We start from the raw sequence: 13,701 nt of genomic DNA, 5'->3' as shown, positions 1-13,701 counted from the left end.
GTTGTCGTTTGCGTTTGGCTTCACCCATCGGGTGAGTCTGCCAAATCAGCCTAACTCCCCGCCAGTGCTGGATTCCCGCACTATCGGACGGGGGTAACTGCCGTTTTTAGGGTCATTGGCGCTGGCGATGCTGTTCGCGATGATCCCCTTGCTGGTGTTCTACGTGCTGATGGGGATCCAGCGCAGCCACGACATGGACTGGTCCGGCTGGATGCTGCTCCTGGCGCTCATCCCGCTGGTGGCGTTGATCTGGATCTTCAAGGGCGGCACCAAGGGCGGCAACCGCTTCGGCGCGCCACCGCCGCCGAACTCGACGGGGGTCAAGGTCTCGGCGGGGATCCTGGTGGTGCTGATGGTGTTGGGGGTTGCTGCGCTGGTTGCGCTGCAGGCAGCACTCGGCGAGATCGGCCTCGGCAAATGAGCTTGGACAAGCGACAGGCGGGAGTCAATACGGGACGTGCCATTGAATTCGCCTGCGCCTGTCTCATCGGATGTGTTTGCTGGTGGTGCACACTCGTCGTGTTCAAAGGCGGCCATCCACCCAGACGGGTTGGTGGCGCCTTCGCAACGGCAGTGTTTCTTTCGCCGATTGCTGGTTTGGTCATTCCCTCCATCGTGCGGAACGTGGTGGCCAAAAATGGTCTGTCAGTACTTTGGCGTGTGGCCTTGGCACCGTTGGCGGGCTGCATGAATTACGTCGTTTGCGTTGTTGCGATGTTGCTGATCGGGCCTTTGTTCGGATACGGCCGCCGTCTCCCATTTGTCGTAGTTGCGTTCTTTTGCCTTGTGTGGGTAGTGCCGCTCGCCCGCTCTGTTTTCTGGAGTGACAAGCCTCCTTCTCGCGACGTTCCGGTCGACCCCTGATATGAGCAGGCACTTCGAGGCGACCGGTCAACAGGGTTGTGTACGCGCCGGAGGACGCGCGCCGCACGCGTAACGCGTCGGGCGCGGCGCAATCGAATGCCTCCTACTTCTTCCCCTTCTTCCCACCCTTCCCCTTGGCCGCAGCCGCCGCCTGCCCACCCGCCTTCCCCCCTTCCGCCTGCCACATCGCAAAGTACCGATCCGCCAGATTGCGCACCGCCTTCCCGATGTTCGCGTAGTCGTATTCATTGAGGTTCGCGAGCGACACCCGCCCCGACGGGTGATTGCCGCCAAAGCCGCGGCCGGGCAGCAGCACGACGCTGCTCTCCTTCGCGATCTCGAACAGCGCTTCGTTCGGCTTCATGCGCTTGACGCCCCATGCCGCGAACTCGGCGCCATACATCTGCGTCGCGACTTCCTCCCAGTCCAGCAGGTGGTAGTAGCTCACCGAGTTTGGGTCCACTGGCATCGGCAGCGCCAGCGCGCGATACAGCGCTTCCTTGCGGCGGTGCACGATGCGCTTCATCGCGGCTTTGTAGTTCTGCGGCTCGTCCATCAGCGAGAACAGCGAGAACATCACCATCTGCGCCTGCACCGGCGTGGACAGCCCCGCCGTGTGGTTGAGCGCCACCGTGCGGCTGTCGGCCACCAGCCGGTCGATGAACTTCAGCGCGCGCGGCGTGGTGGTGATGGATTCGTAGCGGTGGTCGAGTTCCTTGCGCAGCGGCTCGGGCAGCGCGGCGATTTTTTCGTCGAGCACGTTGTCCTCGTGCGTGGCCACCACGCCCATGCGCCAGCCGGTCGCGCCGAAGTACTTGGAGTACGAGTACACCAGGATCGTGTTGTACGGGCAGATGGCAAAGAGCGAGACGAAGTTGTCCGCGAAGGTGCCGTACACGTCGTCGGTCAGGAGGATCAGGTCCGGCCGCTTCTTCACGATGCCAGCGATGTATGCCAGCACCTCGTCGCTGAGCTTGACCGACGGCGGGTTGCTCGGGTTGCACAGGAAGAAGGCCTTGACCTTGGGGTCGAGCAGCTTGTCCAGTTCCTTGGGGGTGAACTGCCAGTTGTTCTCCGGCGGCGCGTCGATGAACACCTCCTCCAGCTGGTAATCGTTGAGGTGCGGGATCTCGATGTAGGGCGTGAAGATCGGCATGCCCAGCGCGATGGTGTCGCCCTTCTCGATGATGTGGTTCTCGCGCAGGCTGTTGAACAGGTAGGTCATGGCGGCCGTGCCACCCTCGACCGCATACATGTCGAAGTTGCCCTGGAACGGGTGCGAGCCGATCATCTCGTCGTGGATGTACTTGCCCACGATGATTTCGGACAGGCGCAGGAAGCGGTCCGGCACCGGGTAGTTGCAGCCCAGGATGGCCTCGCACATCTCGTAGATGAAGTCGCCGGCCGAGAGCCCCATCTGGTCGCGCACATAGGACACGGCCGCCGCGATGAAGCGCACGCCGTCCACGTTCTTGTTGCGGGCCACGTAGATCTCGAAGCGGTCCTCGATGCCTTCGCGCTGCGGGAAGCCGCCGACGTCGTCCATGTAGATGTAGGAGCGCTCGGCTTCGGTCATGGCGAACAGGCCGAACTGGAAGAAGCCATAGCGCGGCGTGGTCGCCAGGAAATTGGGATTGCCCCGGCCCGCATTGAGCATCACGCGGTCGCTCTCGCTGGCCACCTGGATCAATGCATCCTTCAGTTCGAACGGGCTCAATGATCCGAGTTTCTCGATGTCCTTGAAATCCATGAAAGTCTCCTGCAGGGTTGATTGAATGCCCACGCGACGCGGGCGGCTGAAAACGAATGAAGACGCGCGTCAGGCCAGCGCGACGATGAGTGGCCCGAGCAAGGTCAGCAGCACATTCGCCAACGCATAGGTGATGGCAAAGGGCACCGTGGGAATCGAGTTCTCCGCCTTGTCCAGCACTTCGCCGAAGGCGGGGTTGCCGCTGCGCGCGCCCGCCAGCGCGCCCGCGAAGATGGCCGTGTTGTCGTAGCGCAGAACGTAGCGCCCGATCAGCATCGTGAGGATCATCGGCACGAGGGTCACGACGATGCCCACGCCGAAGATCGCGGCGCCATGTTCCTTGATGGTGGTCACCGCCTGCAGCCCGGATTGCAGGCCCACCACCACCACGAAGCCGGCCAGCCCGAAGTCCTTGAGGATCTGCACCGCGCCGATCGGGAACTCGCCGAGGGTCTGGCGCCTGGCGCGATACCAGCCGAACAGCAGGCCCGACAGCAACGCGCCGCCGCCACTGCCGAGCGTCAGCGGAATGCCGCCGAGCTTGATGCTCAGCAACCCGATCAGCAGGCCCACCACCAGGCCCGCGCCGAGGTAGATGAAGTCGGTCTTGGTGCTCGGCACCAGCACCTGGCCGACCAGGCTGGCCACGCGCCGCACGTCCAGGTCCGCGCCATACAACGTGACGGTGTCGCCCACTTGCACGATCAGGTCCGGCGTCGTCGGCAGCACCTGGCCCATGCGCCGGTACTCCACCAGGTAGACGCCGTGGCGCACACCCGCGCCCATGGCGGAAATGATGTTGCCAAGGGCCTTCTTGTCGTAGTCCTTGTTGGACACGACCACATCGCGCCGCTGCACGATGAGTTCCATGCCGTCGATGCCGAAGACCTCCTTGCCGAACAAACCCGCGCTGCCCACGACGGCGTTGCGCCGCCCCACCACGAGCACGATGTCATCGGCCTCGAGCCGCATGTCCGGCGCGACTTCGAGCAGCTGCTGGCCGCGCTTGACGCGCTCGATGGTGATGAAGGAGGAGGGGTCGGCATTCTCGACCTGCGCGACCGTGCGTTGGTTGCCCGTCGTGATCTTGTAGAGGCGACCCACCAGGTCCGGCGCTGCATGCTGCTGGTCCGCACCGAGCACCTGCACGCCGGCCTGCATGCTGGCCTCGGCCCTGATCGCATCGTCGCGGATGCTGGTGCCCATGAGCCTGGGCAGGATGTTGACGCAGACGATGATCGCGCCGAAGGTGCCGAACACGTAGGTCACCGCATAGCCAACCGCCACGTTGCCCTGCAGGCGTTGGGTCTCGTCCGCGGCCAGGCCCAGCTTGGCGATGGCATCGCCCGCCGTGCCGATGATGGCCGACTGCGTCAGGCCGCCCGCCGCCACGCCGGCCGCCAGGCCCTTGTCGAAGCCGGCCAGCTTGGCCATGACGACCACCGTGGCCAGTCCGGTCGCCGCCAGGATGAATGCCAGCAGGATCTCCTTGATCGACTGCTTGCCCAGCGAGCTGAAGAACTGCGGGCCGCTCTCGAAGCCGACCGCATAGATGAACAGCGCGAACAGGATCGCCTTCACGCCCGAGTCGATGGTCACGCCGACCTGGCTCACGGCCACTGCCACCAGCAGCGAGCCGGCCACGCCACCCAGCTGGAACTTGCCGAACTTGATGCTCCCGACCAGGTAGCCCAGCGACAGGGACAGGAAGAGCGCGATCTCGGGCGACCGCTTGAAGATGTCGTGCAGCCATTCCATGGCGAGCTCCTTTCCAGGGTGCCTTCGTCAGTGCCGCTGGTGCACCGCCCGGCCCATTGCAGGAATGCGCGCCGCATCGGGGAACGAGCGCGCGCGAGATGTCGATATGTCTTTGTTTTTTTGGAGGGTTCAGGCCAACGCCACGATGACCGGCCCCAACAGCGTGAGAAACACACTCGCCAGCGCATAGGTGATGGCGAAAGGCGCGGTGGGCACCGCGTTCCCGGCCTTGTCCTGCACTTCGCCAAAGGCCGGCCCGGCGCTGCGGGCCCCGGCCAGCGCGCCGGCGAAATACGCCGTGTTGTCGTAGCGCAGGATGAAGCGGCCGACCCCCATCGTCACCAGCAGCGGCACCAGCGTGACCACCACGCCGATGGCGAACAAACCGAAGCCGTGCGCCTGCACCGTCTGCACCGCCAGCAGCCCGGACTGCAACGCCAGGATCGCGATGAAGCCGGCCAGGCCCAGCTCCTTCATGATGAGCAAGGCCCCCGGCGGCACCGCGCCGAAGGTCTGCCGGCGTGCCCGGTACCAGCCGAACACCAGCCCCGCGAGCAGCGCGCCGCCGGCGCTCCCCAGGCTCAGCGGAATGCCCGCGACGGTCACGCTGAACAACCCCACCAGCAAGCCCGCGACCAGGCCGCCGCCGAGGTACACGAAGTCGGTCTTGTCGCTCGGCAGCACCACGTCGCCGACCACCCGCGCCGCGCGCTGCACGTCGGCCTCGACACCGTAGAGCGTGACGGTGTCGCCGGTCTGCACGGCCGCGTCGAGGCTCATCGGCATCACGCGGCCCATGCGGCTCAACTGCACCACATACACGCCGTGCCGCACGCCCGCCGCAGTGGCATGGCGCAGTTCGCCGATCGTCTTGCGCTGATAGTCCGCGTTGGTGATGACCACGTCGCGCCGCTGCATCGTGAGTTCCATGCCGTCCACCGCATAGACCTCCTTGCCCAGCAGCCCGGCGCAGCGGATGACCTCCGCGCGGCGGCCGACCACCAGCACGATGTCGTCCTGCGCCAGCACCAGTTGCTGCGCGACTTCGATGAACTGGTCCTTGCGCTTCACGCGCTCGATGGAGACGGTGGAATCGCGCTGCGCATGTTCGATCTGCCCCACGGTATGTCCGGCGCCGGCCGAGACCTGGAACAGCCGGCCGATCAGTTCGGTCACCGCCGCTTCCTGGCCGGGCCCGCGCAACTGCACGCCGGGCTGCATCTCGCGCTCGGCGCGGATCGCGTCATCGCGGATGCCGCGTCCCATCAACCAGGGCAACACATAGACGCACAGGAGGATCGTGCCGAGCACGCCGAACATGTAGCTCACCGCATAGCCCGCGGCCATGCCGGCTTGCAACTGTTGCGTGGTGGCGGGCGCCAGGCCCAGCGCGACGATCGCCTCACCCGCGGTGCCGAGGATGCCCGTCTGCGTGAGCGCGCCCGCAGCCACCCCGGCCGCCATGCCCTTGTCGAGCGAGAACATCCTGGCCATGACCAGCACCGTGGCAAGCCCTGCAGCCGCCGTAACGATGGCCAGCGCCAGTTCCCGCAGCGTCTGCCTGCCGATCGATGCGAAGAACTGCGGCCCGCATTCGAAGCCCACCGCATAGATGAACAACGCGAACAGCACCACCTTGGCGCCGGAGTCGATCTCCACACCGACCTGGCTCAGCGCCACGCCCGCCAGCAGCGAGCCCGCCACGCCGCCCAGCTGGAACTTGCCCAGCTTGACCTGGCCGATCCCGTAGCCGATCGCCAGCGACAGGAACACCGCGATCTCCGGGGAGCGCTGGAAGATGTCGTGCAGCCAGTTCATGCATCCCTCCTTCTGTTTCCCATGAGGCTGCGCGTAGCCCGCAACCGAGGAAACCGGAGCGAGCACAGCAAAGCCCGTTCGGGGGCACCCGCGGAACCGGCTTTGCCGGGCCGCAGGGTGCGCGCCCTTGAGGGGGAGCGCCGAAGGCGATTCGGGGGTGTTCTCATTTCACTGCACCAGGCCGGCCAGCGCGACGATGAGCGGCCCCATCAGCGGCAGCACCACGTTGGAGATGGCGTAGGTGATCGTGTAGCCCAGCAGTGGCGTGGTGTTGCCGGCCACGCCCTGGATCGCACTCAAGGCAGGCGTGCTGCATTGCTGCCCGGCGATGGCGCCGAGCAAAACCGGCGCCTCGAACTTAAGCAGGTAGCGCCCGACGAACAGCGACACCGTGGCCGGAATCACCGCAATGGCCACACCCATCAACGGCAGCGAGACGCCATATTTCATGATCAGCTCCAGCGCATGCGGCCCCGAGGCCAGGCCGACGCAGGCGATGAAGCTGGACAGGCCGAGGTCCTTCAGCAGGTTGAGCGCATCGCCCGGCACGCTGAGACGGCTCGGATGCCGCGCCTGGTACCAGCCGAACACCAGCCCGCTCAGCAGCGCGCCGCCCCCGGTGCCCAGCGAGAACGGAATGCCGCCGAGCTTCACGCTGTACAGCCCGATCCACACGCCCAGCACGATGCCCGCGGATGCCAGCGCGATGTTGCTGCGGGAGGACTTCATCACGCCCTCGCCGATGCGCGGCAGCGCCCGGGCGATGTCCTCGGCGCGGCCATACAGCTTGAGCCGGTCACCGCGCTGCAGCTTGAGGTCCGGCAACAGCGGCAGCCGCTGGCCGCCGCGCTCGATGCCGGCGATGAGCACGTTCTCCGGCAGCGGCGGCGGCATGCCCGGGGCCGATCCGAGATGCAGTCCGCGCAGCGTCAGCGTGTCGGCCGCGGGATGGTTGAGGATCACATCGGCGGTGTCCAGCACCACGTCGAACTCGCTCGCATCCTCCGACTCGTGGCCCAGGTCCGCATGGGCCTCCTCCCACTCCAGCACCGCCATGCGATGGCCGACCACCAGCAGATGGTCGTTGGCCTCCAGCCGCGTGTCGGGCGAGAAGGCCACCGGCTGGCCGTGACGCATCAGCCCCTGGACGGTGCCGTTGGACTGCAGGCGGGCCGTGATATTGCGCACCGGCAGGCCTGCGCCGGCGCCGATCGTGTAGACGCGGCCCACCATCTCGGGCACCGCCGGCGTTGCGCTCTCATCCTCGGCGCGTCCACCCATCGCCTTCCAGAGCTTGTCGGCCTCGTCGCGCAGGTTGACGCGCATGATCAGCGGGAACACCTGGCTGGTCACGACCACGATGGTGATGAGCCCGAAGATGTAGGTGATCGAATAGGCCGTGACCACGTTGGCCTGCAACTGCTTGATCTGGTCCGGCGGCAGGGCCAGCTTGGAGATGGCATCGGTGGCCGTGCCGACCACGGCCGATTCGGTGGCGGCGCCGGCCATCAGGCCCGCGGCCGTGCCCTGGTCCAGCGCCATGAAGCGCGTGGCGGCCAGCACCAGCGCCAGCACCACCACCACCTCGATCAGGCACAGCAGCCCGATGCGCAAGCCCTTGGCATTGAGGTTGGCGAAGAACTGGGGGCCGCCCGCGTAGCCGAGCGCAAAGATGAAGAGCATGAAGAACACGTTCTTCACGCTGGACGGCAAGGTCACGCCCAGTTGCCCGATCAGCAGCGCCGCGATCAGCGTGCCGCAGATGCCGCCCAGCTGGATCGGGCCGAGCTTGATCTGTCCGATCGCATAGCCGATGGCCAACGCCAGGAACAATGCGATCTCGGGGTGCGCGCGAAGCAGGTCACCGGTCCAACTCAGCATCGACAAGTCTCCTGAGAAGCCGCGAATATTTCTACTGCGGCCACCGATCTCGAGCCTGCGGTGCTCACCGTACTGGAGTACGGCTCCGCTCCTCGGCGCGACCTCGGCGCCCTCGCTACGAAATCTTCACGGCTTCTGAGCCCAGGGGATCAAAGTCGGGATGGCAAAGCCACTTCGACTTCAGAGGGCCGCGAGTGTAGGCACTTTTGGCGTCAGGTGTGAATCATTGCGCAACGCGGCGTGCGGGCGCAATTGCCCTTGGGTGCTTGTCGGCACCGCCTCCTGGTGCCGGAATGGGCGTGCCGCAATCGCGGACCTACCGCACCAGCGTCGACTTGCCGAACAGGCTCTCGATGAGTTCCACCGCCACCTCCGCGGTGCGGTTGCGCACATCGAGCGCAGGGTTCAGTTCCACCACGTCGAGCGAGCCGAGCCGGCCGGTGTCGGCGATCATTTCCATGCAGAGCTGCATCTCGCGATAGGTCGGTCCACCGCGCACGCCGGTGCCGACGCCGGGTGCGTAATCGGGGTCGAGGCAGTCGAGGTCGAAACTCACGTGCAAGTGTGTTTCGTCGTCCACGTCATGCAGCGCATCGGCCATGGTCAGGCGCATGCCGTTCTCGTCGACGTGGCGCATGTCGAACACGCGCAGGCCGATGTCGCGGATGGCTTCGCGCTCTTCGCCATCGACGCTGCGGATGCCGATGAAGCGGATGCCGTCGGGCTCGAGCGCGGCGGGCTCGCCGCTCCAGCCGGTGAGCGCGGCCGGCCCGTGGCCCAGCAGGCACGAGACTGGCATGCCGTGGATGTTGCCGCTGGGGCTGGTGGTGTTGGTGTTGACGTCGGTGTGTGCGTCGAGCCAGATCACGCGCAGCTTCTTCCTGCGCTGGCGCACATGCCAGGCCACCGCGCTGATCGAACCGATGGCCAGGCAGTGGTCGCCGCCCATCAGCACCGGTGTGTGGCCGGCGCCCAGTGCGGCATCGACCGATGCATACACCGCGCGGTTCCAGGCCACCACTTCGGCCAGATGCCGCAGCCCTTCCTGCGGTGCGGCCCATGGCGTTGCCGGGCCGGGCAGGTTGCCCGCGTCGCGCACGGTGAAGCCCATGCGCGCGAGCACGCCGGGCAGGTCCGCCACCCGCAAGGCATCGGGGCCCATGCCGCAACCGCGGACACTGGCGCCGACATCGGTGGGCGCGCCGATCAATTCGAGCGTTGTCTTTGTCATGAAGGTCCCTGCACTGGATTGGCCGTCGAATTCCGGGCAAGTCGAGGTGGCAAAGCCACTCCGACATGAGCGAATCGGGGACTATTAATACACGAATCACACCAGGCGACGCAGCCGCATGGCGCCGCTGCGGACCTTGCATGCCGCGTCGCCCGGCGAGTCGGAGTGTCGTGCGTGAGAGGGCCGCAGGGCCCCGTGCATATGTCACGCCGGCGTGTAGGACAGCCCCAGCCACGTGCAATGCGCCACGCTCCGAGGCTTGTCCTACACGCCGATATTTTCCAGGCGTGCCATAACCCTTCCTGAATCGTTATGACTTGAAACGTTGTGGCGAAGAACTACAACTACAAGGAGTTTGATTTGTCGAGCATGGGTGATCTGGCGCTGACGGTCGAGGAGCGCGCACAAGGGGAATTTTTCTGGGTGGTGATCGAGGCCATCAGCGACGATTCGCATGACCGGATGGCGTACCGCCGGCTCAGGGCGGCGGAGCAGCCGCAGGACAGCTATTCGAGCGCGCTCGCGGTCGGTTCATTGATGTTGCGGCGTCTCACCGGCAATCCGTAGCGGCGCAATCGCAGGGCAGGGCGCTCACCGCGCGCGCCTGCCCTTCCACTGGCCCTTCCGCAGTCCTTATTGCGCGGGCCGCACCATCTTGCATTCCGTGCCCTGCGCCAACTCGTTCCCGGTATAGACCGCATCGGTGCGGAAGCCGTAGTTGGTGCCATCCCAGCCGACCCGCACAGTCTTTCCGTCCACCGGCGCAATCGTGTTGACCACCTGCGGCAACAGAAGTTGATGGTCCTCGCCGCGCATGCGCACCGGGCCCACCACGGATTCGAAGGTCATGTCTTCCATCGCCCGCGCCACCTTCGTGGAATCGGTGCTACCGGCCTTGTGGACGGCGGCTGCCAGCAGGCGCGGCGTCATCTCGATGCGGGGCGCCAGGAAGTCCTGGTGCATCTTCGCCTTGTAGGCCTTGGCCAGCGCGTCGACCTTGGGCGTGTCGGCCTCGCCCGGATGCCACTCGGCGACCCAGGTCAGCTGCCCGATCTTGGCCTGCGACACCGCCAGCACGGTGCCCGGCACCGAGCCCGCGCTGTGATTGAAGTAGCGCAGGTTGAGGCCCGCATCACCCGCGGCCTTGAGCAGCAGGGTCATGTCCTGGCCCCAGTTGCCGCTGATGACCGAATCGGCGCCCGCCGCCTTGATGTTGGTGATGTAGGGCGCGAAGTCCTTGACGCGGCCGATGGGGTGCAACTGCTCGCCGACGAACTGGATGTCCGGCCGTGCCGCGCCAACCATCTGGCGGCCGTAGCTGGCCCACTGCTTGCCATGCGCATAGTCCTGGTTCAGCAGGTACATCTTCTTGATGTCCGGCGTCTTCTTGATGTAGTTGGCGATGGCCTTCATCTTCATCGCCGTGTTGGCCTCGGTCTGGAAGTGCCAGAAGCTGCAGTTCTTGCCGGTCAGGTCGGGGTCGATCGATGAATGATTCATCACGATCAGTTCCTTGCCCGGGTTGCGCTCGTTCCATCGATTGACCGACTGCACCAGTGCGGCCACCACCGACGAGCCCGAGCCGCCGGTCACGATCACCTGCGCGCCCTGGTCGATGGCCGCCTGCAACGCGCTCTGGCTCTCCTGCGCGGAGAGCTTGCTGTCGAACTGCAGCAACTGCATCTTCTGCCCGCCCGGCAAGGCACCCTTGGCATTGAGGTCGTCGACCGCGAAGCGCAGGTGCGCCAGCATCAGCTCGCCCACGTTGGCGAACGGGCCGGAGAGCGGGTCGATGTAGGCGATCTTGTAGGTGGCCGGCTGTGCCTGCGCGGCGGTGGCGGCGAGGAACAGGGCGGCTGCGGCGAGCGGCGCGCGCTTGAGGAAAGTCATGTTGTTCTCCTTGGGTGTCGTGCGGGTTGGAATCCGAAATGCGTGGGGTTCAGGTGAGTCCTGGAAAGCGCCTCATGTCCTCAGGCCGAGCACCCGCAAGGCCAGCTTGAGGAGCGCGGCCACCACCTCGTCAGGGGTCATCCGGCCCTCGGGGCGATACCAGGTGTAGAGGAAGCCCGGCAGGCTGCAGGCGGCCAGCGCCGTGATCCGGGTGTCGTCGAAATCGAGATCGCCATCGCGGCGCGCCTGTTCCAGCAACGGACACAGTTGGTCATAGAAGTGATGGGCCAGCTTGGTCTGCGCCGCGCGGTATTCGGGCCGGTAGGCCTGCGGGTCGCGGTACGGGAAGAAGGCCGCGGGGTGGTGTGCCACTGTGGCGCGGATCAGCCGCTCGATGCCTTCGAGCACCTTCTCGCGCGCGGGCCGGATGTCGTCCGGCGCGAAGTCCATCGAGGTCAGGCACTCCACCGCGGGCGGCCAGGACAACGCCTCGAAGATCTCCTGCTTGTCGCGGAAGTAGTAGTAGACGAAGGGCTTGGTCACGCCCAGCGTGCGCACCAGCTGCGCCATGGTGGTGTTGGCATAGCCCTGCTTCGCGAAGAGCTGCGTCGCCACCTGCAGGATGCGCTCGCGCTGCATGTCGGTCGCGGCCGTGGCTGCGCGCTGGCGGCCATTGCCGCGAGGCAGGCGCGCGTCGCTGCTGGCTCGCGCGGGTTTGTGCGGTGTCGCCGAAGTTATACCCATCGGTAGGATTGTTCGGGCACGATGCGGCAGAAGCGGCTATCGATAACCCTCAGAAAGAGACGCCATGGAGACAACAACAAGAGCCAACGCGCCAACGCGTGCCCGGCAGCCCCTGCACGAGTTCCTGCGCGACCACGCGCGCGAGCGCGGCAGCCACCCCGCATGCATCTGGTACGGCACTGCCATCAGCTTTGCGGAACTCGACCGTGCCAGCGATGCCTTCGCCGCACGCCTGCAGGCGCTGGGCGTGAAGAAGGGCGAGCCGGTCGTGCTCTTCCTCAACAACTGCCCGCAGTACCTGGTCGCGCATTTCGGCATCCAGAAGATCGGCGCCATCGTCTGCCCGAGCGGTCCGCTCAACAAGGAACATGAGCTGGCCTACCAGGTCGGCGACCTGAAGGCGCGCGTGATCGTGGCCGCGTCCTCGCTGCTGCCGGTGGTCGAGAAGGTGCGGCCGCAGAGTGCGCTGGAGCATGTGTTCACCGTGCACTACGCGGACTGGTTGCCCGCCGCCGCCAGCATCGACCTGCCCGCCGAACTGGCCGCCGCACAGAAGGCGCCGCGCGAGGTGCCTGCCGGTTGCGAGGATTTCTGGGCCGTGATGCACACCGACGCGAGGCCGCAGCCCGTGGCCATCGACCTCGACGACGTGGCCCTGATGACCTACACCTCCGGCACCACCGGCCTGCCCAAGGGCGCGATGCTGAGCTACGGCAACGCGTTGTTCAAGACGGCGACAGCGGCCGACTGCAATGGCGTCTTGCCCGACGACGTGCTGCTGTCCATCGCGCCGCTGTATCACATCGCCGGCATGCTGATGGGCGTCAACATCCCGGTGCTGACCGGCGCAACCTCGGTGCTGCTGCATCGCTTCGACGCGCATGCGGTGCCGCAGGCCATCGACAAATACAAGGCGACCTGGTGGTACAGCATCGCGCCGATGAACGTGGCCGTGATGCAGTTGCCCGACATCGCCTCCTTCAATCTGTCGAGCCTGCGCATGAACCCGGTGACCAGCTTCGGCATCACCTTCACGGAAGGCCTGGCCAACCAGTGGAAGGGCTTCGCGAAGAACGCGAGTTCCTTCGAGGCCGCCTATGGCCTCAGCGAAACCCACACCTGCGACACCTATACGCCGCACCATGCGCCGCGCTGGGGCACGCAGGGCATCCCGGCGCCGGGCGTGACCATCCGTATAATCGACACCGACACGGGTCTGGACATGCCCACCGGCGAAGTCGGCGAGATCATCCTCACCAGCGCCGGTTCCTTCAAGGGCTACTGGAACAAGCCCGAGGCCACCGCCGCCACCCTGCGCAACGGCTGGGTGCACACCGGCGACATGGGCAAGATCGATGCGGAGGGGTATCTCACCTTCATTGGCCGCTTCAAGGAAATGATCAAGGTCTCCGGCTACAGCGTGTTCCCGGAAGAGGTCGAGACCATCCTCATCAAGCATCCGGCCGTGGCGCAGGCCGCGGTGATCGCGCAGCCTGATGCGGAGAAGGGCGAGGTCGTGAAGGCCTTCATCGTGAAGAAGGCCGGCGTGGACATCGAGGCGGAGGCGCTGATCGCCTGGTCGCGCGACAACATGGCCAGCTACAAGGCGCCGCGCACCGTGCGCTTCATCGACGCACTGCCGACCACGGGTGCCGGCAAGGTGCTGCGTCGCTTGCTCAAGGATCCGGCTTGACCCCCTGCCGCTCGCGCTGAGCGCAGGTCGAAGCCGCCGCGCCCGCAGGGGCCCTTCGACAAGCCCGGCGCG

At 66.0% G+C, this 13,701-nt stretch carries 11 protein-coding genes; 4 read left to right on the top strand and 7 right to left on the bottom strand.

What is annotated here, in order from left to right; all coding sequences use genetic code 11:
- The first annotated feature begins 127 nt into the window (after window positions 1–127).
- Window positions 128–421, top strand: a complete 294-nt coding sequence (locus WKW82_RS35950; RefSeq protein ID WP_340347926.1) for a DUF805 domain-containing protein — start codon at window positions 128–130, stop codon at window positions 419–421.
- On the top strand, window positions 418–864 hold the full coding sequence (locus WKW82_RS35945) for a hypothetical protein (protein WP_340347925.1): 447 nt from the start codon (window positions 418–420) through the stop codon (window positions 862–864). The genes WKW82_RS35950 and WKW82_RS35945 overlap by 4 nt, the downstream gene beginning before the upstream one ends.
- A 103-nt stretch (window positions 865–967) precedes the next feature.
- On the opposite strand, the gene WKW82_RS35940 is transcribed toward WKW82_RS35945, so the two are convergent.
- The 5 genes from WKW82_RS35940 to rocF form a co-directional block, all read right to left on the bottom strand.
- A complete protein-coding gene (locus WKW82_RS35940) occupies window positions 968–2,614 on the bottom strand; it encodes a bifunctional aspartate transaminase/aspartate 4-decarboxylase (protein ID WP_340347923.1) in 1,647 nt (548 codons plus the stop codon).
- 69 nt (window positions 2,615–2,683) lie between these two features.
- The gene (aspT, locus tag WKW82_RS35935) at window positions 2,684–4,372 is read right to left on the bottom strand and encodes an aspartate-alanine antiporter (RefSeq protein WP_340347922.1); all 1,689 of its coding nucleotides are present in this window, start codon (window positions 4,370–4,372) and stop codon (window positions 2,684–2,686) included.
- Window positions 4,373–4,501: 129 nt separating this feature from the next.
- Window positions 4,502–6,190 carry an aspartate-alanine antiporter gene (gene aspT, locus WKW82_RS35930; protein ID WP_340347921.1) on the bottom strand — a complete coding sequence of 563 codons (1,689 nt, stop codon included), beginning with the start codon at window positions 6,188–6,190 and terminating at the stop codon, window positions 4,502–4,504.
- Window positions 6,191–6,358: 168 nt separating this feature from the next.
- Window positions 6,359–8,071, bottom strand: a complete 1,713-nt coding sequence (gene aspT, locus WKW82_RS35925) for an aspartate-alanine antiporter (RefSeq protein WP_340347920.1) — start codon at window positions 8,069–8,071, stop codon at window positions 6,359–6,361.
- Between the two features lie 316 nt (window positions 8,072–8,387).
- Window positions 8,388–9,302 carry an arginase gene (rocF, locus tag WKW82_RS35920; RefSeq protein WP_340347919.1) on the bottom strand — a complete coding sequence of 305 codons (915 nt, stop codon included), beginning with the start codon at window positions 9,300–9,302 and terminating at the stop codon, window positions 8,388–8,390.
- A gap of 327 nt (window positions 9,303–9,629) precedes the next feature.
- Between rocF and WKW82_RS35915 the strand changes: the two genes are divergently transcribed.
- Window positions 9,630–9,869 carry a hypothetical protein gene (locus WKW82_RS35915; protein WP_340347918.1) on the top strand — a complete coding sequence of 80 codons (240 nt, stop codon included), beginning with the start codon at window positions 9,630–9,632 and terminating at the stop codon, window positions 9,867–9,869.
- Between the two features lie 66 nt (window positions 9,870–9,935).
- Here the strand turns inward: WKW82_RS35915 and WKW82_RS35910 are convergent, their stop codons facing one another.
- Window positions 9,936–11,192 (bottom strand): branched-chain amino acid ABC transporter substrate-binding protein, encoded by a 1,257-nt coding sequence (locus WKW82_RS35910; protein ID WP_340347917.1) that lies wholly within the window; start codon window positions 11,190–11,192, stop codon window positions 9,936–9,938.
- Between the two features lie 72 nt (window positions 11,193–11,264).
- A complete protein-coding gene (locus WKW82_RS35905; protein ID WP_340347916.1) occupies window positions 11,265–11,936 on the bottom strand; it encodes a TetR/AcrR family transcriptional regulator in 672 nt (223 codons plus the stop codon).
- Window positions 11,937–12,000: 64 nt separating this feature from the next.
- On the opposite strand from WKW82_RS35905, the gene WKW82_RS35900 reads away from it, so the two are divergent.
- Window positions 12,001–13,629, top strand: a complete 1,629-nt coding sequence (locus WKW82_RS35900; RefSeq protein WP_340347915.1) for an AMP-binding protein — start codon at window positions 12,001–12,003, stop codon at window positions 13,627–13,629.
- Window positions 13,630–13,701 lie beyond the last annotated feature (72 nt).

The sequence above is a fragment of the Variovorax rhizosphaerae genome (assembly GCF_037889975.1).
Classification (GTDB): Bacteria; Pseudomonadota; Gammaproteobacteria; order Burkholderiales; family Burkholderiaceae_C; genus Variovorax; species Variovorax rhizosphaerae.
Note: the sequence above shows the minus strand (reverse complement) of the source record. Positions and strands in the feature narration are given on the sequence as shown.

Excerpts from the sequence above, each read along its gene's own strand:
- rocF (WP_340347919.1), bottom strand. The coding sequence starts at position 9,302 with ATGACAAAGACAACGCTCGAATTGATCGGCGCGCCCACCGATGTCGGC.
- WKW82_RS35940 (WP_340347923.1), bottom strand. The coding sequence starts at position 2,614 with ATGGATTTCAAGGACATCGAGAAACTCGGATCATTGAGCCCGTTCGAA.
- WKW82_RS35910 (WP_340347917.1), bottom strand. The coding sequence starts at position 11,192 with ATGACTTTCCTCAAGCGCGCGCCGCTCGCCGCAGCCGCCCTGTTCCTC.
- WKW82_RS35945 (WP_340347925.1), top strand. The coding sequence starts at position 418 with ATGAGCTTGGACAAGCGACAGGCGGGAGTCAATACGGGACGTGCCATT.
- aspT (WP_340347920.1), bottom strand. The coding sequence starts at position 8,071 with ATGCTGAGTTGGACCGGTGACCTGCTTCGCGCGCACCCCGAGATCGCA.
- WKW82_RS35950 (WP_340347926.1), top strand. The coding sequence starts at position 128 with ATGCTGTTCGCGATGATCCCCTTGCTGGTGTTCTACGTGCTGATGGGG.
- WKW82_RS35900 (WP_340347915.1), top strand. The coding sequence starts at position 12,001 with ATGGAGACAACAACAAGAGCCAACGCGCCAACGCGTGCCCGGCAGCCC.
- aspT (WP_340347921.1), bottom strand. The coding sequence starts at position 6,190 with ATGAACTGGCTGCACGACATCTTCCAGCGCTCCCCGGAGATCGCGGTG.
- aspT (WP_340347922.1), bottom strand. The coding sequence starts at position 4,372 with ATGGAATGGCTGCACGACATCTTCAAGCGGTCGCCCGAGATCGCGCTC.
- WKW82_RS35905 (WP_340347916.1), bottom strand. The coding sequence starts at position 11,936 with ATGGGTATAACTTCGGCGACACCGCACAAACCCGCGCGAGCCAGCAGC.